The 21,882-nt window shown below is 68.0% G+C and carries 22 protein-coding genes; 13 read left to right on the plus strand and 9 right to left on the minus strand.

The window, feature by feature from the left end; all coding sequences use genetic code 11:
- Positions 1 to 36 precede the first annotated feature (36 nt).
- The gene (locus NQK81_RS24705; protein WP_257483439.1) at positions 37 to 690 is read right to left on the minus strand and encodes a class I SAM-dependent methyltransferase; all 654 of its coding nucleotides are present in this window, start codon (positions 688 to 690) and stop codon (positions 37 to 39) included.
- Positions 691 to 718: 28 nt separating this feature from the next.
- On the opposite strand from NQK81_RS24705, the gene mug reads away from it, so the two are divergent.
- From mug to NQK81_RS24735, 6 genes are all read left to right on the plus strand, one after another.
- On the plus strand, positions 719 to 1,270 hold the full coding sequence (mug, locus tag NQK81_RS24710; protein WP_257483440.1) for a G/U mismatch-specific DNA glycosylase: 552 nt from the start codon (positions 719 to 721) through the stop codon (positions 1,268 to 1,270).
- Positions 1,271 to 1,552: 282 nt separating this feature from the next.
- On the plus strand, positions 1,553 to 2,353 hold the full coding sequence (locus NQK81_RS24715) for a response regulator transcription factor (RefSeq protein WP_126736156.1): 801 nt from the start codon (positions 1,553 to 1,555) through the stop codon (positions 2,351 to 2,353).
- Positions 2,354 to 2,501: 148 nt separating this feature from the next.
- Entirely contained in the window at positions 2,502 to 4,346 is a 1,845-nt protein-coding gene (locus NQK81_RS24720) for an acyl-CoA dehydrogenase (RefSeq protein ID WP_126736157.1), read from the plus strand.
- 124 nt (positions 4,347 to 4,470) lie between these two features.
- Complete coding sequence (locus NQK81_RS24725) at positions 4,471 to 4,746, plus strand: GlsB/YeaQ/YmgE family stress response membrane protein (protein ID WP_016338181.1); 276 nt, start codon at positions 4,471 to 4,473, stop codon at positions 4,744 to 4,746.
- 71 nt (positions 4,747 to 4,817) lie between these two features.
- The gene (locus NQK81_RS24730; RefSeq protein WP_126736158.1) at positions 4,818 to 5,114 is read left to right on the plus strand and encodes a GlsB/YeaQ/YmgE family stress response membrane protein; all 297 of its coding nucleotides are present in this window, start codon (positions 4,818 to 4,820) and stop codon (positions 5,112 to 5,114) included.
- Between the two features lie 20 nt (positions 5,115 to 5,134).
- Complete coding sequence (locus NQK81_RS24735) at positions 5,135 to 5,851, plus strand: leucine-rich repeat domain-containing protein (RefSeq protein ID WP_257483442.1); 717 nt, start codon at positions 5,135 to 5,137, stop codon at positions 5,849 to 5,851.
- A gap of 4 nt (positions 5,852 to 5,855) precedes the next feature.
- Here the strand turns inward: NQK81_RS24735 and NQK81_RS24740 are convergent, their stop codons facing one another.
- Genes NQK81_RS24740 through NQK81_RS24750 form a run of 3 tightly spaced genes read right to left on the minus strand, consistent with a single transcriptional unit; the run spans position 5,856 to position 9,854 of the window.
- On the minus strand, positions 5,856 to 7,685 hold the full coding sequence (locus NQK81_RS24740) for a VanW family protein (protein WP_257483443.1): 1,830 nt from the start codon (positions 7,683 to 7,685) through the stop codon (positions 5,856 to 5,858).
- Between the two features lie 26 nt (positions 7,686 to 7,711).
- Positions 7,712 to 8,005, minus strand: coding sequence for a GroES family chaperonin (locus tag NQK81_RS24745; RefSeq protein WP_007032412.1), 294 nt, complete (start codon positions 8,003 to 8,005; stop codon positions 7,712 to 7,714).
- 40 nt (positions 8,006 to 8,045) lie between these two features.
- On the minus strand, positions 8,046 to 9,854 hold the full coding sequence (locus tag NQK81_RS24750; RefSeq protein ID WP_257489834.1) for an NHL domain-containing thioredoxin family protein: 1,809 nt from the start codon (positions 9,852 to 9,854) through the stop codon (positions 8,046 to 8,048).
- Positions 9,855 to 10,033: 179 nt separating this feature from the next.
- Here NQK81_RS24750 and NQK81_RS24755 point away from each other — a divergent pair, with 179 nt between their 5' ends.
- Positions 10,034 to 10,603, plus strand: coding sequence for a hypothetical protein (locus NQK81_RS24755; protein WP_126736161.1), 570 nt, complete (start codon positions 10,034 to 10,036; stop codon positions 10,601 to 10,603).
- Here the strand turns inward: NQK81_RS24755 and NQK81_RS24760 are convergent.
- Positions 10,570 to 11,067 carry an SRPBCC family protein gene (locus NQK81_RS24760; protein WP_257483444.1) on the minus strand — a complete coding sequence of 166 codons (498 nt, stop codon included), beginning with the start codon at positions 11,065 to 11,067 and terminating at the stop codon, positions 10,570 to 10,572. The two genes, NQK81_RS24755 and NQK81_RS24760, sit on opposite strands and share 34 nt — an antisense overlap.
- Positions 11,068 to 11,102: 35 nt before the next feature.
- On the minus strand, positions 11,103 to 13,448 hold the full coding sequence (locus NQK81_RS24765) for an oxidoreductase (RefSeq protein ID WP_257483445.1): 2,346 nt from the start codon (positions 13,446 to 13,448) through the stop codon (positions 11,103 to 11,105).
- Positions 13,449 to 13,724: 276 nt separating this feature from the next.
- On the opposite strand from NQK81_RS24765, the gene NQK81_RS24770 reads away from it, so the two are divergent.
- From NQK81_RS24770 to NQK81_RS24790, 5 genes are all read left to right on the plus strand, one after another.
- Positions 13,725 to 14,315 carry a DUF3558 domain-containing protein gene (locus tag NQK81_RS24770; RefSeq protein ID WP_257483446.1) on the plus strand — a complete coding sequence of 197 codons (591 nt, stop codon included), beginning with the start codon at positions 13,725 to 13,727 and terminating at the stop codon, positions 14,313 to 14,315.
- Positions 14,316 to 14,561: 246 nt separating this feature from the next.
- Positions 14,562 to 15,068 carry a hypothetical protein gene (locus NQK81_RS24775; protein ID WP_126736165.1) on the plus strand — a complete coding sequence of 169 codons (507 nt, stop codon included), beginning with the start codon at positions 14,562 to 14,564 and terminating at the stop codon, positions 15,066 to 15,068.
- Entirely contained in the window at positions 15,068 to 15,673 is a 606-nt protein-coding gene (locus tag NQK81_RS24780) for a DUF3558 domain-containing protein (RefSeq protein WP_257483447.1), read from the plus strand. The genes NQK81_RS24775 and NQK81_RS24780 overlap by 1 nt, the downstream gene beginning before the upstream one ends.
- Positions 15,674 to 15,790: 117 nt before the next feature.
- Positions 15,791 to 16,879, plus strand: coding sequence for a hypothetical protein (locus tag NQK81_RS24785; protein WP_257483448.1), 1,089 nt, complete (start codon positions 15,791 to 15,793; stop codon positions 16,877 to 16,879).
- Between the two features lie 2 nt (positions 16,880 to 16,881).
- Positions 16,882 to 17,625, plus strand: a complete 744-nt coding sequence (locus NQK81_RS24790; RefSeq protein WP_126736168.1) for an ESX secretion-associated protein EspG — start codon at positions 16,882 to 16,884, stop codon at positions 17,623 to 17,625.
- Here the strand turns inward: NQK81_RS24790 and NQK81_RS24795 are convergent.
- The 3 genes from NQK81_RS24795 to NQK81_RS24805 all read right to left on the minus strand — a co-directional run bounded on the left by NQK81_RS24795 (position 17,622) and on the right by NQK81_RS24805 (position 20,063).
- On the minus strand, positions 17,622 to 18,377 hold the full coding sequence (locus NQK81_RS24795; protein WP_126736169.1) for an amino acid ABC transporter ATP-binding protein: 756 nt from the start codon (positions 18,375 to 18,377) through the stop codon (positions 17,622 to 17,624). The two genes, NQK81_RS24790 and NQK81_RS24795, sit on opposite strands and share 4 nt — an antisense overlap.
- The gene (locus NQK81_RS24800) at positions 18,374 to 19,177 is read right to left on the minus strand and encodes an amino acid ABC transporter permease (RefSeq protein ID WP_063275315.1); all 804 of its coding nucleotides are present in this window, start codon (positions 19,175 to 19,177) and stop codon (positions 18,374 to 18,376) included. The genes NQK81_RS24795 and NQK81_RS24800 overlap by 4 nt, the downstream gene beginning before the upstream one ends.
- 70 nt (positions 19,178 to 19,247) lie before the next feature.
- Complete coding sequence (locus tag NQK81_RS24805; protein WP_126736170.1) at positions 19,248 to 20,063, minus strand: basic amino acid ABC transporter substrate-binding protein; 816 nt, start codon at positions 20,061 to 20,063, stop codon at positions 19,248 to 19,250.
- Positions 20,064 to 20,211: 148 nt separating this feature from the next.
- On the opposite strand from NQK81_RS24805, the gene NQK81_RS24810 reads away from it, so the two are divergent.
- Positions 20,212 to 21,873: a circularly permuted type 2 ATP-grasp protein gene (locus NQK81_RS24810; RefSeq protein WP_126736171.1), complete on the plus strand. Its 1,662-nt coding sequence runs from the start codon at positions 20,212 to 20,214 to the stop codon at positions 21,871 to 21,873.
- Positions 21,874 to 21,882: the final 9 nt, after the last annotated feature.

Raw genomic sequence — 21,882 nt, forward strand, 5'->3', positions numbered from 1 at the left:
TTGACCACCCCTTGAGACGAAAGTGGGTGTCCCAGGTCACGCGGGGGTCGCCGAGAACCAGGTGCGGTCGTCGGCGCACCAGCGCTCGAAGACCAGACCCGCCCTGGTCAGGGCGCCGTTCAGCGCCTCGGCGTCCAGCTGTCGGCAGGTGAAGGGCTGGCTCCAGGACCGGTCCGCCGCCGAGTACCGCACGACGGCCGACAGCAGGTCGCCGTCGCGGACGACCTGGTCGAGCCGGACGCCGACCCGGCCGAGCGTGCCGCCCTGGCCATCGCGCACCGACTCGAACCACTCCGGCGGATGCCATTCGACGAGCACCCGGCCACCGGGCGCGACATGGGCTCGAGCGGTGGACAGGAAAGCCTCGCGATCGACCGCGGAGGCGGTGTTGACCAGGTGACTGCCCAGCAGTACCGCGTCGAAGACCCGGTCGAGCCGCAGTTCCTCGATCTTCGAACACACCTTGTCCGCGCGGACGTCGGCGAGCATCTCCGGCGAGTCGTCCACCGCGACCACCGGATGCCCCAGATCCAGCAGCGCGTGCGTGATCCGCCCGACGCCGCTGCCGAGCTCCAGGATCGAGGCGCCTTCCGGGATCGCCGCGTGCACGATCCCGGGCTCGTCGCCGGGCGGCAGCAGCCGGTACACCTCGACCGGGCAGCCGTCGGCCGTGAACGCCCCCTCATCCATACCCGCCAGCGTGCCGGAAACTGGCGGGGTGAGGACGAAACCGAGCAAGGAAGAGCTGGCCGCCGCCTACGGCAAGACCATCGACGACGTCATCGCGCCCGATCTGGACGTGCTGTTCTGCGGGATCAACCCTGGTCTCTATTCGGGCGCGCTCGGCCTGCACTTCGCCAGGCCGGGGAACCGGTTCTGGCCCGCGCTGCACCGCGGCGGCTTCACCCCGCGCCTGCTCGATCCCAGCGAACAGCACGAACTGCTCGGCCTGGGCCTCGGCATCACGAACGTCGTCGCGCGGACGACGGCACGGGCCGACGAGCTGACCGCGGACGAATTCCGCGAAGGCGGGCGCCTCCTCACGGCGAGGGTCGCCGAATACCGGCCACGCTGGCTCGCCGTGGTCGGGATCACGGCCTTCCGGACGGCGTTCGGCCTGCCGAAGGCGAAGGTCGGCCCGCAGGAGGGCGAGATCGGCGGGGCACGGGTCTGGGTCCTGCCCAATCCCAGCGGGCTGAACGCACATTGGACCCCCGCGGCGCTCGGAGACGAATTCGGCCGCCTTCGCGCCGAAGTCCACTCTGAGTAGTGAACGTGTCAACTTCCGCCCTCGGCGCGCTCATTCGAGCCAGAGATCCACAACCAGCCGATACGCAGAGTTTGCCGCGACGGGGCGATACATCTATGAGGGGGATATCGCGTCACGTGCTCCGGCCTACTGACTCGTAATAGTTACGAGGTGTCATCTCTGTCCGGTCCCGCAGGGGGGACCGGTTGACGAGGGTGACCACGCCGGGGGGCGGTGGTCACCGAATGGACTCGCGAGTCCTCTCGTCCGGAGATGGCGGGCAGGAAAACGGAGGGGTCCGTGATGCGAAGCATCGAGCCGAACCGAACGCAGGCCGGCAGGCCTGGTGGACTGTCGCCAGGCGGCCGCGGACTCGGCGTGGCCGCCGTCGATCCGATCCCGATCTTCTGCGAGGGCCTGAGCTCACTGGTCCACCGCACACCGGGCCTGCAGTGGCTCGGGCACGCGGCGAGCCATCACGCGGCGCTCCAGCTGTGCGAACAGCTCAAACCGGACGTCATCGTGCTGGATTCGGCGCTCGACCCGAACTGCCATCTGTCCCGTCTGCTCAGCGGCGGAGACCCGGCGCTGGTCATCATCACGATGATCCGGGACACCAACCGCACCCAGCAGTACCTCGCCGCGGCGATCGCGGCGGGCGTGCACGCGATCGTGCCGCGGGCGACCGACGGGCGGCACCTCGCCGAGGCGATCCGGCGCGCGCACAGCGACCGCCGCTACATCGACCCGACGCTGGCGGCGCTGACCGCGCGGCCGAAACGCCAGCCCGTGCTCCCCAAGCCGGGCGACGCCCCCAAACCGGCGACCGCGCGCGGCCTGATGCCGCTGTCCCGCCGCGAGTACCAGGTCCTGCAGCTGGTGGCGGAGGGACTGGAGAACTCCGGGATCGCGAAGATCCTGTTCCTGTCCGTGGAAACGGTGCGGACCCACGTCAAGAGCATCTTGCGCAAGCTTTCCGCCCGCGACCGGACACACGCGGTGACGATCGCGTTCCGCTCCGGCATCCTGGTCGCGAACCCCGACGACGGGCACACCCCCGCCGAGACGCCGGCGGCCGCTTCGATCGCGCCGTCATCCCGCTGAACCGCGCCGAGACCCCCGTATTGCTGATTTACACATCACAACAGTGGCCATTCACTTGCCGCCGGTTACCCACAGGTAATATCCTGAAGTTACCGGCGAGTAGGGGACGTGTGCCCGGCCGGGGAGCCGAACACATTGGAGTGACGAAATGGGCCACTACAAGAGCAACGTCCGAGACCTGGAGTTCAACCTCTTCGAGGTACTCGGCGTGCAGGACCGCCTCGGCAAGGGCGTCCTCGCGGAATCCGACGAGGAGACCGCCCGCGGCGTGCTGACCGAGCTGAACAAGCTCGCTTCCGGTCCCCTCGCCGACTCGTACGCCGACGCGGACCGCAACCCGCCGGTGTACGACCCGAAGACCTTCTCGGTGAAGATCCCCGAGTCGTTCAAGAAGAGCTACCAGGCGCTGATGGACGGCGAATGGTGGCGGCTGGGCCTGCCGAACGAGCTCGGCGGCTTCGGCCTGCCCCCGACCGTGCAGTGGGCCGCGGCCGAGCTGATCCTCGGTGCCAACGCGCCGCTGTTCATGTACATGGCGGGCCCGAACTTCGCCGGCATCGTCGACAAGAACGGCACCGACGAGCAGAAGCGCTGGGCGCAGATCATGATCGACCGCGGCTGGGGCGCCACCATGGTGCTCACCGAGCCCGACGCCGGTTCCGACGTCGGCGCCGGCCGCGCCAAGGCCGTCAAGCAGGAGGACGGCTCCTGGCACATCGACGGCGTGAAGCGGTTCATCACCTCGGCCGAGAACGACATGGTCGAGAACATCATGCACCTGGTGCTGGCGCGTCCCGAGGGCCCCGGCATCGAGACCAAGCCCGGCACGAAGGGCCTTTCGCTCTTCCTCGTGCCGAAGTTCCACTTCGACGGCGAGACCGGTGAGCTGGGCGAGCGCAACGGCGCCTTCGTCACCAACGTCGAGCACAAGATGGGCATCAAGGCCTCCACCACCTGCGAGCTGACCTTCGGCCAGCACGGCACGCCCGCCAAGGGCTGGCTGCTCGGCGAGGTGCACGACGGCATCGCGCAGATGTTCCAGGTCATCGAGTACGCCCGCATGATGGTCGGCACGAAGGCCATCGCGACGCTTTCGACCGGTTACCTCAACGCGCTCGAGTACGCCAAGGAGCGCGTCCAGGGCGCCGACCTGCCGAACATGCTGAACAAGGCGGCGCCGCGCGTCACCATCACCCACCACCCGGACGTCCGCCGCTCGCTGATGCTGCAGAAGGCGTACGCCGAGGGCCTGCGCGCGGTGTACCTGTACACGGCGACCTTCCAGGACCAGGTGTGGACCGGCGAGGGCGACGAGGCTTCGCAGAAGATCGCGCACGGCGTCAACGACCTGCTGCTGCCGATCGTCAAGGGCGTCGGCTCCGAGCGCGCGACCGAGCAGCTCGTGCAGTCGCTGCAGACCCTCGGCGGGTCGGGCTTCCTGCAGGACTACCCGATCGAGCAGTACATCCGTGACGCGAAGATCGACTCGCTGTACGAAGGCACCACGGCCATCCAGTCGCTGGACTTCTTCTTCCGCAAGATCGTGCGCGACAAGGGCGCTTCGCTGGCCTACGTCGCCGGGGAGATCACGAAGACCATCGAGTCGGAGATCGGCAACGGGCGGCTCAAGAACGAGCGTGCCCTGCTCAAGCAGGCGCTGGAAGACACCCAGGGCATGCTCGGCTCGCTGATCGGCTACCTGACCTCGTCGCAGGAGGACCCGCAGAACATCAACAAGGTCGGCCAGCACACGGTCCGCCTGCTGATGTCGGTCGGCGACCTGCTCATCGGCTGGCAGCTCATCAAGCACGCCGAGGTCGCCATCGGCAAGCTCGACTCGGGCGCGTCCGCGAAGGACGTCCCGTTCTACGAGGGCAAGCTCGCGGTGGCGTCGTTCTTCGCGAAGAACGTGCTGCCGGAGCTGACGTCGCGCCGCGCGATCGTCGAGGCCGCGGACAACAGCCTCATGGACATCCCCGAGGCCGCGTTCTAAACGGTTTCGTGACGAAGAGCCCTCTCCGGCCCGGAGGGGGCTCTTCGTGGTTTCGAGGGGGATCTCCGGGGGAATTTCCGTGCTGAGTCCGCCCGTTGGCGGAGACCTCGGCAAAGGAGTCTCAATGACAGTCACCGGCATCATCACGGCGATCGTGGTCGGTTTGATCCTCGGGGTGCTCGGCAGGTTCTTCGCGCCCGGCAAGCAGTCCATCCCGATCTGGCTGACCATCGTCGTCGGTATCGTCGCCGCCTTCATCGGTACGGCGATCGCCCGTGGACTCGGCTACGCGGACACGAAGGGCTTCGACTGGCTCGAACTCATCACCCAGATCGTCATCGCCGGTATCGGGGTGACCCTGGCCGCGAACCTCTACGGACGGCGCAGTGTCACCCGGTAAGGGGTCTTGAGGCGCGATGAGCCCGAATCGGTGTCACCGTGGGCTCATCGATCTCCAGCGAAGGAGGAACCATGTTGGGTGGCCTTTGGGGCATCATCACCACGATCGTGGTCGGGTTGATCCTCGGCGTCATCGGCCGGATGATCGCGCCCGGCGACCAGAAGATCCCGATGTGGCTGACGATCGTCGTCGGCATCATCGCCGCCTTCATCGGCAACTGGCTGGCCGGTGTGTTCGGGGTCCGTGACACCGCGGGCATCGACTGGATCCGCCACGCCTTCCAGGTCGGCGCGGCGATCGTCGGCGTGATCGGAGCGGCCGCGATCTACGCGAAGGTCAAGGGCGGCGGGCACCGGACAGTCACCTGATCCCGTTACGGTCGGCCCCTGTGACCACTCGACTCGATCTCAGTGGCCAGGGGCTGACCTCCCTGCCCGGCACCTCCCTCCCGTCCTCGCTCGAGCACCTGGACCTGTACGACAACCGGCTGACGTCCGTTCCCGGCGAGCTGTGGTCGCTGTCCGGGCTCCGCGTGCTGAATCTGGCCGCCAACCGGCTCACCGCCATCTCGCCCGCGATCGGCGCCCTGCGGAATCTGCACACGCTGGATCTGGGGCACAACGAGCTTCAGGCGCTGCCGGACGAACTCGGCGAGCTCGCCGGGCTGACGGAATACCTCTACGTGAGCGACAACCGGCTCACCGAATTCCCCGCCGCGCTCTGTTCGCTCGGGCGGCTGAAATATCTCGGCTGCACGGACAATCGCATCCCGACGCTCCCGGAAGACCTCTCCGGGCTGGCCTCGTTGCGCGAATTTCGCTTGTACGGCAACGGGCTGACCGAACTGCCGGAGTCGATCGGGACGCTCTCCGCGTTACGCGAACTGCATCTGCGGAAGAACCTGCTGACTTCCTTGCCGTCCTCCATCGGGGAGCTGAGCGAATTGCGTCAGCTGGATCTGCGCGAGAACAAGCTGACCTCGCTGCCGTCGTCCATCGCCCGGCTGTCCAAATTGGACAAACTGGATCTGCGCTGGAACAAGGAGTTGCGGGAGCCGTCGTGGCTCGCGGACTTCGAGGCGCGTGGCTGCATGGTGCTGCGATGAGCGCTCAGGCGCAGATGATCGTGGCCCGCGGCGAGTAGGTCGCGTTGCGGGTTTCGCGGCGGACCTCCGTCCCGGTGACGACGTCGATCAGCACGCGGGTGTCCGACGTGCTGAACCCGGCCGCACCGGGATCCGGCACGCAGCCGGGTCCCGACCCCATCTGCACCGGCTGGGGAACGTAGGAATGCCGCTCGCCGCCGACGCTCTGCACCGAGAACCGTTTCGTACCCCAGATCCGCACGGTCACCGAACCGTTCGCGGGGAGCACCTGGATCGCGATCCCGGTCGGGGCGTCGTTGACGATCTGCAGCTCGACCGGTGAGCCGTCCGCGTTGATCGCCTTGGCGTCACGCGCGACCGGATAGCGGTCGAGATAGTGGTCGTGCTCCAGATGCCCGCCGTCGGCAAGGCCCGCCAGGTACGCGGCGTTGTAGAGCGTCGTCGCGAGCTGGGAGACGCCGCCGCCGACCACGACCGGGCCGGTGCCGTCTTCGTTCACCGGGGCGGGGACGTAGCCCGCGTCCGCCGTCCTCGCCCCGGACCGCGCGCCGAGGCTGAACGTCTCGTTCGGCTTCACGATGGCGCCGGAGACCCGGCCAGCCAACGCCTGGACGTTCGTCATCGCCGGTCCGCTCAGGCCCGAGGTGGTGAATTCGCCGATGATCTCGTTGATGCCGAGGACGTTCGCCGCGTCGGTGCTGACGGCCGGGCTGCTGGCGTCGTAGACCGCCCTCAGCTCCCGCTCCTCGCTCTTCGCGAGCACCGAGGTCAGCGACGAGAACGTGAGGTCCCAGTTGACCTTCCGCGCGTCCTTCGACGGCTGCACGGCCGGCCGGTCGCCGACGAAGACGATCTGCGCGTCCGCCCCGTCGGTCTCGGTCTCCTTGAGCTGAGGCTGCGCGGCGGCGCGCAGTTTGCCCTGGTCGATGCGGACTTCGAGGTTGCCGTCGTCACGTGCGGCGAACTGGAAGGCCCCCGCGATCGTGTTCGGCTTCAGCGTCGCGTCCTTGCCTTCACCGCGGATGACGAGCGGCTTCGCGACCGCGGGCACGACGATCTTGACGAGCGCGGCGTGCACGCCGGGCGAAGTCGCCTTCACGGGCGCGACGTTCACCCTCAGCTCGACACCCTCGTCGCTCAGCCAGCGGTCGGTGACCGCGGCGACCGACTCCTTGACGTCGGCGAGCGCCTGCCCGTGCCGCGGTTCGACCGCGGCCGGGACGACGCCGCCGTCGGTGCCCGCGACGGGCTGGAACGTGATGTTCCCTTCGACCGGCGGGCGGTTGAGCTGCGTGGCGGCGAGGTCCGAGACAGCTTTTTCGAGCTTCGGTGCGTCGGTCCAGGTGACGACGCCGACCTCACGGCTGCTGAAGAACGACATCAGCCGCGTGTACGGGCTCAGCGGCTGGTGGCCGGCGCGCCCCAGCGTCTGCGGCCAGTCCAGGCCGAGACCGGACGACGTCGGGTACAGCACCGTCCGGACGTCGCCCGCCCGCACCCGCACCGGCTCGATCAGCCTGGGCTCCAGCTCACGGCGGAGCTTCGACTCGGCCTCCTTGTGCGTGAGGCCGCCGACGTCGATCCCCGCGACCGTGACGCCGCGCGGGACGTCCCCGGCGCTGACGATCAGATCGACCGCGTACGCGACCACGAAGAGGCCCATGAGCACCCCGGTGACCATGAGGGCCTTGCCGAGCCCCCTGCGGAGCTTCGACGCGGGCGTGGGCGGCGGCTGGACCACCCGGTCGCCCTCGAAGAGCTCGTCCACCAGGTCCTGGTCGGAGTCCGGGAGGAGGTCGTCGGTGAACAGGTCGTCTTGCCCATCGCGTGCCAAGTCTCCCCACCCCTCCCGCAGCCGAGCTACAAGTACAACCCCGTGCCGTGTTCGGTCCGTTCGGTCGCCACGGCGTGGATGTCGCGCTCCCGCATCACCAGGTGCCCCTCGCCCTGGATCTCGACCTCGTGCTGGTCGTCCGGGTTGAACAGCACACGGTCACCGGTCTTGACGTTCCGCACACTGTTGCCAACGCCCAGTACATCACCCCACGCGAGGCGCCGCGCGACCTGCGCGGTGGCGGGGATGACGATGCCGCCCGAACTCCGGCGCTCCCCGTCCTCGGGGGACAGCTTCACGAGCACCCTGTCCTGCAGCATCTGAATCTCGAGTTTCGGCCGATCTGACACGCCTACGACTCTACTTACCCGGATCCCCGGCCATGACCAGGCTCAGCACGCTTTCTCCGCCCTTTTCGAACCGCACCGGCACGCCCCAGTCCTGCCGGGTGATGCGGCAGGCGGGGTGCTCGCCTCCGTCATCACAGCTGGCGGCCTGCGCGACGACCTGCAGGACACCGCCGGAGACGCCCTCGGCGAAGCGGAGCTTGCGGAACAGGTCCGTGCCCACCCCCGCGCCGTCGGCGAGCAGTTCCGGCGGCGACGCGCTGATCTCCAGCCGCGTCGACGGGCCGAACCGGTCGTCGAGCTTCTCTCCCGGCGGCGGGGTGAAGACGACGGAGAACTCCAGCTCACCCGGCGCCAGCACGGTCGGCGGACGGCGGACCGCGTGCGCGTCCCCGGCCACCGCCTGCTCACCGAGCGGCACCGGCCCGATGCGGTTGGCCGCGGACTCGACGACCAGCAGTTCGCCGTCGTGCACGAGCAGGCCGGAGGGTTCCGCGAGACCGGTCGCGAGCGTGGTGACCTGGCGGGTGAGCGGGTCGTAGCGGCGGACCGCGCCGTTGTAGGTGTCGGCGATCGCGATGGTGTCGCCGGGCAGCACGGCGAGGCCGAGCGGATGCTGCAGGAGCGCCTTGTCGGCGGGGCCGTCGACGTGACCGAAGGAGAACAGGTCGACGCCGACCGCGGTGTGCACGGTGAACGTCTCGCCCTCGGGCTGGATCCAGCGCAGGGCCGACGTCTCCGCGTCCGCGAGCCACAGCTTCCGCCCGTCGGGCGTGAGGCCGGACGTCTGCGCGAAGAACGCTTCGTGGACGTCGCCGTCACGCAGGCCTTCGACGGTCGTGCCGGCGAAGCGGCGGATGCTGCCCGAGACCGGCTCGAACACGCTCAGGGTGTGGTTACCCGCCATGGCGACCACGACGCCGCCCGCCGGGCCCCACCAGGCGACGTCCCAGGGGCTGGTGAGGTCGATGTCGAGCGCCTTGCCGGTGTCGACGCCGTCGCGCCATTGACGGCCCGTGCCGGCGACCGTGGAGACCTCGCCGGTGATGAGGTCGATACCGCGCAGGCGGTGACCGGCCGTGTCGGCGACGACGGCGTGGTAACCCGCGCGCTCGGCGACCTCGTACGGCAACAGGGTGATCCCGGACGGCTCCGTGAAGCTCGCCAGGTCGAACGGCCCGTCCTGCGCGCCGCGCCGGCCGCTGCCGAAGCGGCGGATGATCGTCTCGCCGTCGGACGCGAACTCGACGATGGAGTGGTTGCCGGTGTCGGCGACCAGGATGCGGCCTTCGGCGGTGGTGACGGCCTTGCTCGGGAAGCGCAGCTCGGTGCGCTGCTCCTCGGCCGGGACGTACGGGCTGCCGCCGCGGCGCAGCGTGCCCTTGGCCTCGTGGGTCGCGACGAGGTCGGCGATCACCCGGCGCAGCGCCTCGGCGTGCCCCTCGCCGGCGGCGACGTGAACGACGTAACCCTCGGGGTCGACGACGACCAGCGTCGGCCACGCCTTGACCGCGTACTGCGACCAGGTGGCCATCTTCGGGTCGTTGAGGACGGGGTGGTGCACCTCGTAGCGCCGCACGGCGGCCTCGATCGCGGCCGCCTCGCCCTCGTGCAGGAACTTGGGCGAATGCACGCCGATGGTCACCAGGACGTCGGCGAATTCGGCCTCCAGCGGGCGCAGCTCGTCCAGCACGTGCAGGCAGTTGATGCAGCCACTGGTCCAGAAGTCCAGCAGGACGACGCGGCCGCGCAGCCCGGCGAGCGTGATCCGCTCGCCGCCGGTGTTGAGCCACACGTCGCCGTCGAGCTCGGGCGCCCGCACGCGGGACTGCGTTCGTGGGGAAGTCACGACATGAGTGAACTACACGCCCGGCCGTGCTGTTCCGACGTCCAGGCGTTGAGAGGGCGAGCTCACCCCAGGGGAGGAGCCTCATGTGGGTGATGAGGGAGTGGTGTTAAAAGAGAAGGCGTGTTCGAGTCACGCGACTTAGGCTCGAACACATGTCCACTGTTGAGCACGCCTTCACCATCGAGGAGGCACACGACCTCCAGGCGAGCTTGGCCGAACCCGTGCGTCCCGGGTTGAGCGAGGCCGAGCTCGACGACGTCGAAGCCCGCTTCGGCTTCCGGTTCGCCGCCGACCACCGCACCTTCCTGTCCGCCGGGGTGCCGATCGGCGACCGCTGGCCGGACTGGCGCTGCGGCAACCCCGACCAGCTGCGAAAACGCCTGGACTGGCCGGTCGACGGCGTGCTGTACGACGTCGAACACAACGGCTTCTGGCTGCCGGACTGGGGCATGCGCCCGATCGACCTCGCCGACGCGCTTTCGCGGGCCCGCTCGCATCTGGCGCTCGCCCCTCAGCTGGTGCCCGTCTGCGGGCACCGGTATCTGCCGGGGATCCCCGGGAGCCAGGGGTATCCGGTGCTGTCGGTGTATCAGACCGACATCGTCTATTACGGCTACGACCTGCGGGGATACCTGCGGCACGACTTCTGCGGCCAGCCGCTGGGCACCCCGCCGCCCGGCGGGCCGCGTCAGATCGAGTTCTGGTCGCGGTTCGTGGAGTGAGGCGACTCGGCGGCCGCCTTCAGCCTGGCCAGCGTCGCGGCGATGTTCGCCCGGTTGGCGTCGTCCCGCTTCCAGACCCCGGTGAACAGCGACGTCGGCCCGCGCAGCCAGGCAGGCCGCCGGTCCCACGTGCTTTCGACGGCCACGCAACCGTCGTCCGTCGCCTCGATGTCGTACTGCCAGCGCGAGACGGGAAGACCGGCGAACGTGGTCACCTCGAACGCGAACCGCTTGCCCTCGTCGGCGTCGGTGATCGTCGAAAGGGTGCTCCAGCGACGGAAGCCCCGGCGGTTGCGGCCGCGGAACTTGGCGCCGACGGCGGGCTCCTTCGTCGCACCGACCCATTGGTGCCCTTCGTACTCCTCGGCCATGTCCGCGAGCGCGCCCGGGTCGCTGACCAGGGCGTACACCTTCTCGGGCGGGGCGGCGATCGCGATCTTGCCGGTGGCGCTGCGCTGCGTCATCACATACCTCCGTACTGAGGGTATGTGAAATACCCTCAGTTGTCGCGGCGGAGCATCCGGCTGATACCGGCCGCGACCGTCGTCGCCAGCACCCAGCCCGAGGCGGTGAACCCGGCCGCGACCCAGTTGTCCATGCCGTGCATGTACCAGCGCGACTTGTTGCCGAAGTCGACGATCGGGACCAGGAGGTCGATCGTGTACAGCACCGGATTCCACTGGAGACCGGTGTCGTCCTGGTTGACCAGGCACCGCGGCCCGCTCACCGTCAGCTTGGGATTGGTGACGCAGTCGTCGACCCCGAGGCCGAACCACAGGCTTCCCAGCACGAGCAGCGTCAGCAGCCAGCCGAGCGCGCGCACCGGACGGAAGCCGTAGCCGACCATCGACCGCTGCAACCAGCTCCACACGTGCACACCGGGTCCGAAGAACTTGAAGCCCTTCGCGAGCGCCTCGTACCGGAACTGCTGTTTCTTCAGCAGCACCGTGGAGGCGTGCTCTTCATTACCGGACGCGCGCAGCGTCGCCGCCAGCTGGTCGTACGGCCCCGGGCGGTAGCCGTCCATCGCCTTGCGCAGCAACGCGATCCGATGGTCGATCGCCCGGTCGTCGTCGAGCGCGATGTCCTCTTGCAGTGCGTCGTAACGGAAATCCTCCAGCTCGATCCCGCTCGCCGACGCCCAGAACGCCTCGTTGTCGCCCAGCGTCCCGCAATGCGCGCGCCGCAGCACGATCCGGCCGTCCGGCGGGACACCGGGCGTGAGCAGGAACTCGTCGGCCGAGACGTCGCTGCCGTCGAGCGCGATCCCGTGCTGTGGCAGGGAACCGAGCCGCGCGCCGCGGAAGTCGACGCGCCGCGCGACCTGTGCGCCGTCGAGGTTGACCCCGCCCTGCGCGACGAACGGGCGCTCCTTGTTCTCGGTGAGGATCAGGTCCCGGCCGATCCGCGCGGTGCGGACGTCCAGCGAGTAACTGGTGCGCGTGCGGGCGCCGGGCTCGGTCAGGCTCGTGCCGAAGAGGTTCACGCTGCCGCCGATCTCGGCGCCCTGCAACCGCAAGGTGCCCTGGACGGTCGCGTCGGTGAGCTGGAAGTTGCCCGCGATCTTCGCGCGCCGCGCGGAAAAGACGTCGCGGCGCGGGTGGAGGAACATCGAGTTCCACGCCAGCACGTTGCCGCCGACGGTGATGTCGGCCATGCGCAACTGCCCGGACGGCACCCGCAGGCTCGTCGCCTCCAGATCGCCGCCGATCGTGGTCCCGTCGAGGTGGATCGCGCGGTCGTAGTAGGGAAGGGTCTGCCCGCGGACGACCTGGACCTCGGCGCCCGCCAGTCGCAGCGAACCGCCGATCCTGGCGTTGACCATCCGCAGCGTCCCGGTCGCCTGCATACCGTCGCTCAGCTCGAGGTTCCCCTTGACCGTCGAGCGATCCGCGACCAGCGCCGGCCGCGGATCGATGTACGGATCGTTCGACTTCCACGCGTCGACGACGATCGGTCCCGCCTGGTTCACCGAAAGTTTGGCCTCACGCAAAATGATGTCACTGTCCACAGTGGCGCTCGGCAGGAACATGATCCCACTGGCGGAAAAGCGTTTCCGCTGCGCCGCGGGCCCGTAGTTGTCCACCTCGCACAGCAGGCTGCCGCCGATGTGGATGCCGTTCCCGTTGAGCGCGAAGCCGTCGCGGTTGTTCAGCGTCGCGCCGGAGAAGTTGACGTTACCGCCGGCGCGCATCCCCGGGATGCGGACTTCCCCGTTGGCCACCAGCCGATACGCCAGCAGCGCACCCACGATGTTGACCCGGTCGGCCTGGATCGCCTTGCCGCGCGGATGGGTGATCACCGTGCGGGTCAGCACGACCGATCCCTCGATGACCGCGTCGGTGAGGTTGACCGCCGCGTTCGGCATCCCGCGCTCGCGATCGTCGCCGCGCTGGACCGTGGTCTCCTCGATCTCGTGCTCGGCGTCGACGTGCACGACACTGCGGATGAGGCGGACGTCGTTGCGGGTGCGGAGATTGCGCGCCTTGAGCCCGGGCAGCCAGCATTTGCGGAACACGAGCCCGAGCAGATGCGCCTCACGGACGTCCGGCGGATGCTCGAACCGGCACCGCTCGAACCGGAACAGATACTTGATGTCGGCCGCGCGCAGATCGAGCGTCCCGGTGATGTAGGCGTCCTCGACCTGCACGATCGGCGCGTTGGTCGCCTGGCGACGCCAGCGGAGCAGCCCCGTCGTGCCCGGCTTCATCAGCTCGGACGCCGGGACCTCGTACCGCTTGTCGGGGTTCGGATCGAACGGGTCGAGCGGCGGCAGCGACGTGTCGCCGTTCTGGTCGCCTTCCCCCGGATCACGCGGCCCGTTGTTGCGCCGAAAACCCGGCATCGTCTCGCTTCCCTCCCCCGTCGTTCCTCGACCACCAGCGAAGCCGATCACGCACGGGATTCGCAAGTGGCCCAGGACAGTAGACCGGAACCTGCCACGGGAGTGCGACGGCAGAACGGCCGCCCCGGGTGCCGGACCAGGCCGTTTCTCGCGGCGTTGGTGATCTTGGCCGGATCGGCCGCCGGTTCCGTGGTTCACTGCTACGGTCACTCACCGCAGTCGGCAACGGACTACGGGTAGGTCGCGCCCTTCGCGGCCCGTGCGGGGAGGCACGACATGAAGCGTTTCTTGGTCTTGGCGGCGGCAGCATCGCTCTTGAGCGGCGGTTGCGGCACACAGGTGACCGGCACGGCGACGACGAGTTCGCCGTCTGCACCACGGCTTCCGTCCGATGGAGCTCCGGCGGTGGCGAAACCGATCGCCGCCACGGCAGCGGTCGAGGCGGACCCTTGCAGCGCCATTCCCACCGCCGAGATCGAGGCGATCGGCGGCAAGGTCAAGAGGACGCGAGTTGACGACCTGACCATGGGGAACGCCTGCGCCTGGGTCTTCCAAGAAGCGCCGAACACCCTCAGCGCTGGTCTCGTCACTGGGAACAAGGACGGTCTAAGCGCACTCTACGCACAGAACGCGACTGGTGGCCTCACCACCTTCAAACCGGTCGATCCGGTCGATGGGTACCCAGCAGTCATCTACGCCAATGGCGGCGAAGGCAAAGGGAACTGCACCCTCGCCGTCGGTGTTCGAGATGACCTCGTCTACACCGTCATCCCACGCCTGACCGACCACCACCCTTCCTACCTGGACCCATGCGGGATGGCGACCAAGGTCGCGGCAGCGGCGATCAGGAACCTCGCCAGCGCTTAGCTCGCCGACGACTCGCTTCATCCGGAGGGGATACCGCGTCTGCCTCCTTCTAAGCCCGGCGATCCAGACAGCCAATGGGCCATCCAGGACGAAATGCGCCAGATCGGACCGAGCGACCATCTTTCGATGGCGATCTTCACGAAGGTGCTGATCAACGGTTTACCTGCTGCTATCGTCACCGGTTGGAGTCGGTAGGGAACTACGGGTAGGTCGCGCCCCATCGCGGCCCGTGCGGGGAGGCACGACATGACCAGACCGGGAAGCGGCCCTCGAGGGGTCTACGACCAGCTGAACACCACGCCGCCGCAGGCACCGCCACAGGGCTCGGGGTTGATCCAGGGCGCCGCCGCGGCACCGCCACCGCCTGGTCCGCCACCGGACTACCGCAATCTCGGCGCCGGCCAGGCAAAGGCCGACTTCGCGGCCGCCTCGGCGAACGGCGGCTGGGAGTTCGACCCGGAAGCCATGGACAGCGTGATCAAGTCCCTTGAGGACTGCCTGAAGGACGATTTCAGGCTTGCCCAGAACGAAGCCGTATGGCTGGACCAGATAAAGCCACCGGGGGATGAGGTCGGCAGCCAGGGCTACACGGCCGCAGCGAATAAGTCCGGCACCGAATACAAGAGCTTCCTCCAGGGTGCGGAGCAGTACACCCGCGCCTACGTCGAGACCTTGATCCAAATACGGACCGCTTATCAAGAGCAAGACCAAGCCGCGATCGACGCACTCCGCCAGATTGGAAAGATCGACTGATGCGACCCAAGGCCACGCTCCTGACCATTGCGGCGTTGAGCTCGATTGCTGTTCTCAGTGGCTGCAGCGACCAGAAGTCCGGCACGCCCACGCCGAGCAGCGCTCCTTCCTCGACGGGTCTTCCGGCGAACGGCGCCCCGGCCGTCGCGAATCCGATCGCGAACACCGCCCAGTTCGAATCCGATCCGTGTGCGGCTATCCCCACGGCTGAGGTCGAATCACTCGGCGGCAAGGTCGAACGCTCCGAACAAGAGAATCTGACCATGGGCAAAGCATGCGCTTGGATCTTCGCCAAAGGAGCGAACACCGTCAGTGCCGGACTTGTCGCCGGCAACAAGGACGGCCTCAGTTCTCTCTACGCACAGAACGCGACCGGAGGTTTGACAACCTTCAAGCCGGTCGAACAAGTTGACGGGTACCCAGCTGTTGTCTACGCGAATGGCGGTGAAGGCCCGGGGACCTGCACCCTCGCTGTCGGCATTCGGGACGACCTCGTTTACACCGTCATTCCGCGGCTCGGCAGCGATCACCCTTCGTATTCCGACCCCTGCGGAATGGCGACCAAGGTAGCGGCGGCGGCGATCAAGAACCTCAAAGGGGCGTAGGCCATGACCTACAGCGGCTGGGAGATCTACACCAAGCTCAACGCCAACCCTGACACCACAGGCACTCTCGACAAAGCGCAGCAGGCCTCTCACACCTTGATGGACGTCCATCACAGGATGAGCATCACTCTAGAGAAGAGCCAAACCGCGCTCAGTTCCTTCTGGAAGGGCAAAGCAGCCGACTCCGGAACAGCGGGCTTGGCCCCGCTCATCGCGACCTCCAAGATCGCGGGCGAGAACATGGATCGCGCCCGTCAGTCGATGTTCGACCAGAACGCTTCTTTCCATTACACGCGCGGCAATGTGCGTCCGGTCGAGAAGGAGCGCGCGGGGGACAGCGGGCCTGAGGACGTCTTGTCCATCGGCGCGAGTGACGACGAGATCGCGGCGGCGAAGTTCGACGCGGACACGAAGCACAACGTCGAGATCTACGAGCCGTATTACCAGAGCACTCAGCCGCGGCAGCAGTCGCTCGCGCCGGCCTATCCGGCCGCGCACGATCCGAACGTTTCGTCGGGGCCGATCACGCCGGATCCGATCGATCCCGGGCAGACCAAGGTCAGCGGGTTCAGTGGCGGGCCCGGCGACTCGGGGCGGCACAGTGGTCCCAGCGGGTACACCGGCGGGCCGAGTTCCTACAGCGCGCCTCCGGGGGCCGAGGGGTATCAGGCGCCGAGGCCGCCGCAGGTTCCGCCGGCGCCGAGGGTTCCGCAGGTCCCACGACCGTTGCCGTCCTCGGAGCCGAACGATCGGACGAAGCTGTCCTGGGCGGATGACAGGGTGCAGGGGCGTCCAGGTGACTTCCGGCCGCCCAACTTCGGGCCAGGACCCGGCGGCCCTGGTGGTGGCGGCAGCGGATTCGGCCCGGGAACGGGCGGGTTCAGCGGCGGTTTCGGGCCCGGCGGCGGGTTCGGGCCGGGTGGGTCGACCGGCGGGCCCGGGAGCATGGGGCCCGGTCGTGGCGTCGGCGCCGCCATGCCCGGTGAAGGCGCCATGCGCGGCACACCGGCGGGAGGCCCAGCGGCGGCGGGACGCCCCGGCGCGCCCGGAATGGGTGGCGGCGGCATGGGCGCCGGTGCCGGTAAGGGCAAGGGCGCCGAGGACGAAGAGCACCAGCGCAAGATCACGCTGCAGGAAGAGGACGGCGACTCCCTCTTCGGCGGTTACGACGGGGACAAGCCGGTGCCGCCGGTGATCGGCGCGTAATCGTGCTGCGGAAACCCGTCGAGCTGACGCTCCAGACCTACGAAACCCTGCTGGACCAACATAATCTCGGCGACATCCATCCGACGCTCGTCCGCGGCGCGCAGTGGTATCTGCCCGAGGAACGTCGCGAGCTCGCGGCCACCGCGCAGTCCGAATTGGACGGACAAGGGCTGCTCACCCGTGGCCGGATCGACGACGAATTCCTCGACACACTGCGCTTCCTGCAGCGGCCGGCGGTGGAGTACTACTCGTGGGTGAAGTCCGAGGGGCGTGAACGGACCGTTCGCGCCGCGGGCAGTGGCCGGGAAGCGGTCAACGTCGTTCTGGTCGACAAGGTCGTCTACCTGACACCGACGCGGCCGGACACGCTGGCGCAGGAGTTCACCGGCCTCCTCCCCGAAGCCGCTCCGGCGCGCACACCGTCCTTGAACTGTTCGGAAGCCGATCTGCAGGTCCTGATGAAGGGCGAAATGCTGACCGGCACCAGCCCGAGCATCCGCGACGCCAAGAAGATCCTCCAGTGGATCCGGTCGCCGCACACCTTCTTCGGCAGGCTTTACGTCGCGATCCGTGACGGTGCCGGCAACCGGAAACGCGTCGAGAGGCCACCGGGCTGGATGGACACCGAACACGGCCGCGTCGTGTTCGGCCCGGACGCCAAGGGCTGGGTGAGCCTCATGGGCGCCGGGCCGCACGAAATCGTCTCGAAGGTCGTCCAGCTGGAGTCGGAGCTTCGCGGGCGTTAGCCCTGGTGGTTCGGGTTCAGGACCCGCGAGAGGAATGTCTTCGTGCGTTCCTCCTGCGGGTCCCCGATCACCTGGTCGGGCGAGCCCTGCTCGACGACGACGCCGCCGTCCATGAACAGCACGATGTCGGCCACTTCGCGGGCGAACTGCATTTCGTGCGTGACGACGAGCATCGTCATGCCCTCTTGCGCGAGCTGCCGCATGACCGCGAGGACATCGCCGACCAGTTCGGGGTCCAGCGCCGATGTCGGTTCGTCGAACAGCATGACGTCCGGGTTCATCGACAGCGCCCTCGCGATCGCGACGCGCTGCTGCTGCCCGCCGGAAAGCTGAGTCGGCAGCGAGGATTCCTTCTCCGCCAGCCCGACCTTCGCGAGGTTCTCCCGCGCGACGCGCTCCGCCTCGTCCTTGCCGCGCTTCAACACCTTGCGCTGCGCGACGGTGAGGTTATCGAGCACGCTCAGGTGCGAGAAGAGGTTGAACGACTGGAAGACCATGCCGATCTTCGTGCGGGCGCCGTCGATGTCGACGTCCGGATCGGTGATCTCGCTGCCGTTGACCACGATCTTGCCCTGCTGCGGCTCTTCGAGGAGGTTGACGCAGCGCAGCAGCGTCGACTTGCCGGAACCCGACGGGCCGATGATGCAGACGACCTGGCCGCGCTCGACCCGCAGGTCGATGCCTTTGAGCACCTCGAGCTCGCCGAACGCCTTGTGCAGTCCCGAAACTTCGACGATCGTCTGGCCGCTCATACCGTTCCTCCGCCGGGCACTCCGGCTCCGTATTTCTTCTCTAGCCGCTGCTGCAGGATCGACAGCGGGATGGTGATGACCAGGTAGCACAGACCGGCGACGACGATCGGGGTCAGGCCCTTGGCCTCCAGCAGCGCCTGACGGCTGAACTGCGCGAGCTCCTGCTGTGCCGGGGTGGTGCCGAGCAGGAACGCCAGCGACGAATCCTTCGTCAGCATGATCAGCTCGTTGGCCAGCGGCGGCAGGATGATCCGGAAGGCCTGCGGGATGACGACGGTGATCATCGTGCGGGCGGGCGACATGCCGAGCGAACGCGCCGCCTCGACCTGCCCGCGCGGCACCGCCTGGATACCGGCTCGAATGGTCTCCGCCATGTACGCGGACGACACGATGCCCAGCGCCAGCATGATCGCGATATTGCGCGGCAGGTTCGTGTTGAACGCCGTCGGCACGCCGATGCCGACCGCGAGGAAGATCAGCAACGCGGGCAGGCCGCGGAAGAATTCGATGTACCCGCGCGCGAACCAGCGGTACGGGCCGACCGACGAAAGTCTCATGAGGGCGAGCAACAGGCCCAGCCCGAGGCCGAGCGCGAAGCCCAGCGCGGTGAAGATGACGGTGTTCTTCAGCGCGACCGTGATGACGTCCGGGAACTGCTTGGCGGCGACTTCGAGATCGAAGAACGCCTTGCCGATCTTGCTCCAGTCGGCCAGCAGCGCGAGCACGATGACGATCACCAGCAGCAGGACGTATTGCCCGGTCCGGAACGCCGAACGTCGCTGGCGGCGGCTCAAAGCCATTTCTCTCCTCAAACAAGTGGTGACAAGCCTGTGGCCGGTGCGCTGGGCACCGGCCACAGGGGACGGATTATCAACCGGCGGCCGGGCTGCCCGGCTGCCAGGTCGGCGCCTTGCCGAACCACTTCTGGTAGATCTGCGCGTACGAGCCGTCCGCGGCGGACGCCTTGAGCACCTCGTTGATCTTGCCGAGGAGGGCGCTGTTGCCCTTCTTCACGCCGATGCCGTAGAACTCGTTCGTCTTGAACTCGGTGACGACCGTCGTGTCCGGGTTCGTCTTCGCGAAGTCGTAGAGCACGCCGTTGTCGTTGACGCCCGCGTCGACCGTGCCGTTCTTGACGGCCTGCTCCAGCAGCGCGAGGTCGTCGAAGGTGACGATCTCGGCGCCCTTCGCCTCCTTCTGGGCGTAGTCGGCGCCGGTGGTGGCCGACTGGACACCGATCTTCTTGCCTGCCACGTTCGAGAGGTCCTTGATCGGCGAACCGGTCTTGACCAGCAGCGCCTGGGTCGCCTCGAAGTACGGGTCGGAGAAGTCGAACTTCTCCTTGCGCTTGTCGGTGATCGTCATGCCCGCGGCGGCGAGGTCGCACTGTCCGCTGTTCATCGCTTCACCGGACTCGATGTTCTCGAAGGCGATGTCGACGATGCTCTGCTCGACACCCAGCTTCTTGCCGACCAGATCGACCAGGTCGACGTCGAAACCGACGATCTTGTCGCCCTGCTTGACCTGGAAGGGCTGGTAGGGCAGGTGCGTGCAGGTGGTGACCTTGCCGGACGCGACGAGCTGGACGCCGCCGGCCGCGGTTCCGCCTTCCTCGCCGCACGCGGACAGCGCACCCGCGGTCAGGGCGAGCGCCGGGATCAGGGCGAGCGCTTTGAATCGAGCCACGTCGTCACTCCTCGTAGTTCCCATGTGTCGAGAGCACGCATATTGCCACTCATCCGGCGGCAATCACAGCACTGCGACGTTACAGCGCCGTTTCGGCCGTCACGGGCGTTGCATGAGGTATCGCGCCGGCATGGCAGGGTGAGCGAGTATGGCGACCATGAACAACAACCCGGCGCCGCGGCTCCCACCTGCGGGCCGCCGCCCACGGACGACGACGTCGGCGCGGCGCGCGGCGAAACCCGGGGCGCAGTTCGACGGCTATCTCTCGCCGTCCCGGCCGCACGCGGGCGCGTACGACGAGATGTTCACCGCCGACGGCACGGTCCGCCAGCCGTACCGGGCGCTGTACGAATCGATCTCCGCGCTGACGTCGGCCGATCTCTCGTCCCGGTCGGCGGCGATCGACCGGGCCATGGTCGACCAGGGCATCACCTTCTCGCTGTCCGGCCAGGAACGCCCGTTCCCGCTCGACCTGGTACCGCGCGTGATCACCACCGCCGAATGGAGCAAACTCGAACGTGGTGTGGCGCAACGGGTCCGCGCGCTCGAAGCCTTCCTCGCCGACGTGTACGGCGACCGGCAGATCCTGCGCGACGGCGTTCTCCCGCGACGGCTGATCACCTCGTGTGAGCATTTCCAGCGCGAAGCGTTCGGGATCAACCCGCCCAACGGCGTCCGCATCCACGTGTCCGGTGTGGACCTGGTGCGGGACGAGGAGGGCACCTTCCGGGTGCTGGAGGACAATCTCCGCAACCCGTCCGGTGTGTCGTACGTGATGGAGAACCGCCGCACGATGGCGCGCGTGTTCCCGGACCTGTTCGCCCAGCACCGGGTGCGCCCGGTCGGTGATTACGCCTCGCATCTGCTGCGCGCGCTACGGGCGGCGGCCGCGGCGAACGTCGCCGACCCGATGGTCGTCGTGCTCACGCCCGGCGTGCACAACTCCGCGTATTTCGAGCATTCGCTGCTGGCCAGGCTGATGGGCGTCGAGCTGGTCGAAGGCCGCGACATGTTCTGCCGTGACAACGTCGTCTACCTGCGCACCACCGAGGGCGAGCGGCAGGTCGACGTCATCTACCGGCGGATCGACGACGAGTTCCTCGATCCGGTGCACTACCGGCCGGATTCCGTGCTCGGCGTGGCCGGGATCCTGAACGCGGCACGCGCGGGCAACGTCGTGATCGCGAACGCGGTGGGCAACGGCGTCGGCGACGACAAGCTCGTCTACACCTACGTGCCCGAGATGGTGAAGTACTACCTCAACGAGAAGCCGTTGCTGCCCAACGTCGACACCTTCCGGTGCTGGCTGCCGGACGAGTTCGACCACGTCATGCGGCATATGGATGAGCTGGTGGTCAAACCGGTCGAAGGCTCCGGCGGCTACGGCATCGTGTTCGGCCCGGACGCGACGCAGGCGGAGCTGACCGCGCTCAAACGCAAGGTCCGGGCGAACAAACGCGGCTGGATCGCGCAGCCGGTCGTGCAGCTGTCCACCGTTCCGTCCAAAGTGGACGACAGGCTGGCACCGCGGCACGTCGATCTCCGCCCGTTCGCGGTCAACGACGGCAAGGACATCTTCGTGCTGCCGGGCGGACTGACCCGCGTCGCGCTCCCGGAGGGCAGCCTGGTCGTCAACTCGTCGCAGGGCGGCGGCTCCAAGGACACCTGGGTGCTGGCGCCGCGGTCTTCGACGGCGGAACGGGAGCTGGAACGCCCCGCGCTCGGCGCACTGTCCCAAGTGGACGGTCTGGTCGCCGAGCAGGGTCCCGAGCTGACCACCACCCAGCAACAGCAGCAGCAACAGGCATAAGGGAGGTTG

The sequence above is a fragment of the Amycolatopsis roodepoortensis genome (assembly GCF_024628825.1).
Classification (GTDB): Bacteria; Actinomycetota; Actinomycetes; order Mycobacteriales; family Pseudonocardiaceae; genus Amycolatopsis; species Amycolatopsis roodepoortensis.

What these genes read in the sequence shown, in the direction of transcription:
- NQK81_RS24705 (WP_257483439.1), bottom strand. Translation starts at nt 690, where the DNA reads ATGGATGAGGGGGCGTTCACGGCCGACGGCTGCCCGGTCGAGGTGTAC.
- NQK81_RS24715 (WP_126736156.1), top strand. Translation starts at nt 1,553, where the DNA reads ATGCGAAGCATCGAGCCGAACCGAACGCAGGCCGGCAGGCCTGGTGGA.
- NQK81_RS24720 (WP_126736157.1), top strand. Translation starts at nt 2,502, where the DNA reads ATGGGCCACTACAAGAGCAACGTCCGAGACCTGGAGTTCAACCTCTTC.
- NQK81_RS24725 (WP_016338181.1), top strand. Translation starts at nt 4,471, where the DNA reads ATGACAGTCACCGGCATCATCACGGCGATCGTGGTCGGTTTGATCCTC.
- NQK81_RS24730 (WP_126736158.1), top strand. Translation starts at nt 4,818, where the DNA reads ATGTTGGGTGGCCTTTGGGGCATCATCACCACGATCGTGGTCGGGTTG.
- NQK81_RS24745 (WP_007032412.1), bottom strand. Translation starts at nt 8,005, where the DNA reads ATGCTGCAGGACAGGGTGCTCGTGAAGCTGTCCCCCGAGGACGGGGAG.
- NQK81_RS24755 (WP_126736161.1), top strand. Translation starts at nt 10,034, where the DNA reads ATGTCCACTGTTGAGCACGCCTTCACCATCGAGGAGGCACACGACCTC.
- NQK81_RS24760 (WP_257483444.1), bottom strand. Translation starts at nt 11,067, where the DNA reads ATGACGCAGCGCAGCGCCACCGGCAAGATCGCGATCGCCGCCCCGCCC.
- NQK81_RS24765 (WP_257483445.1), bottom strand. Translation starts at nt 13,448, where the DNA reads ATGCCGGGTTTTCGGCGCAACAACGGGCCGCGTGATCCGGGGGAAGGC.
- NQK81_RS24770 (WP_257483446.1), top strand. Translation starts at nt 13,725, where the DNA reads ATGAAGCGTTTCTTGGTCTTGGCGGCGGCAGCATCGCTCTTGAGCGGC.
- NQK81_RS24775 (WP_126736165.1), top strand. Translation starts at nt 14,562, where the DNA reads ATGACCAGACCGGGAAGCGGCCCTCGAGGGGTCTACGACCAGCTGAAC.
- NQK81_RS24780 (WP_257483447.1), top strand. Translation starts at nt 15,068, where the DNA reads ATGCGACCCAAGGCCACGCTCCTGACCATTGCGGCGTTGAGCTCGATT.
- NQK81_RS24785 (WP_257483448.1), top strand. Translation starts at nt 15,791, where the DNA reads ATGAGCATCACTCTAGAGAAGAGCCAAACCGCGCTCAGTTCCTTCTGG.
- NQK81_RS24795 (WP_126736169.1), bottom strand. Translation starts at nt 18,377, where the DNA reads ATGAGCGGCCAGACGATCGTCGAAGTTTCGGGACTGCACAAGGCGTTC.
- NQK81_RS24800 (WP_063275315.1), bottom strand. Translation starts at nt 19,177, where the DNA reads ATGGCTTTGAGCCGCCGCCAGCGACGTTCGGCGTTCCGGACCGGGCAA.
- NQK81_RS24810 (WP_126736171.1), top strand. Translation starts at nt 20,212, where the DNA reads ATGGCGACCATGAACAACAACCCGGCGCCGCGGCTCCCACCTGCGGGC.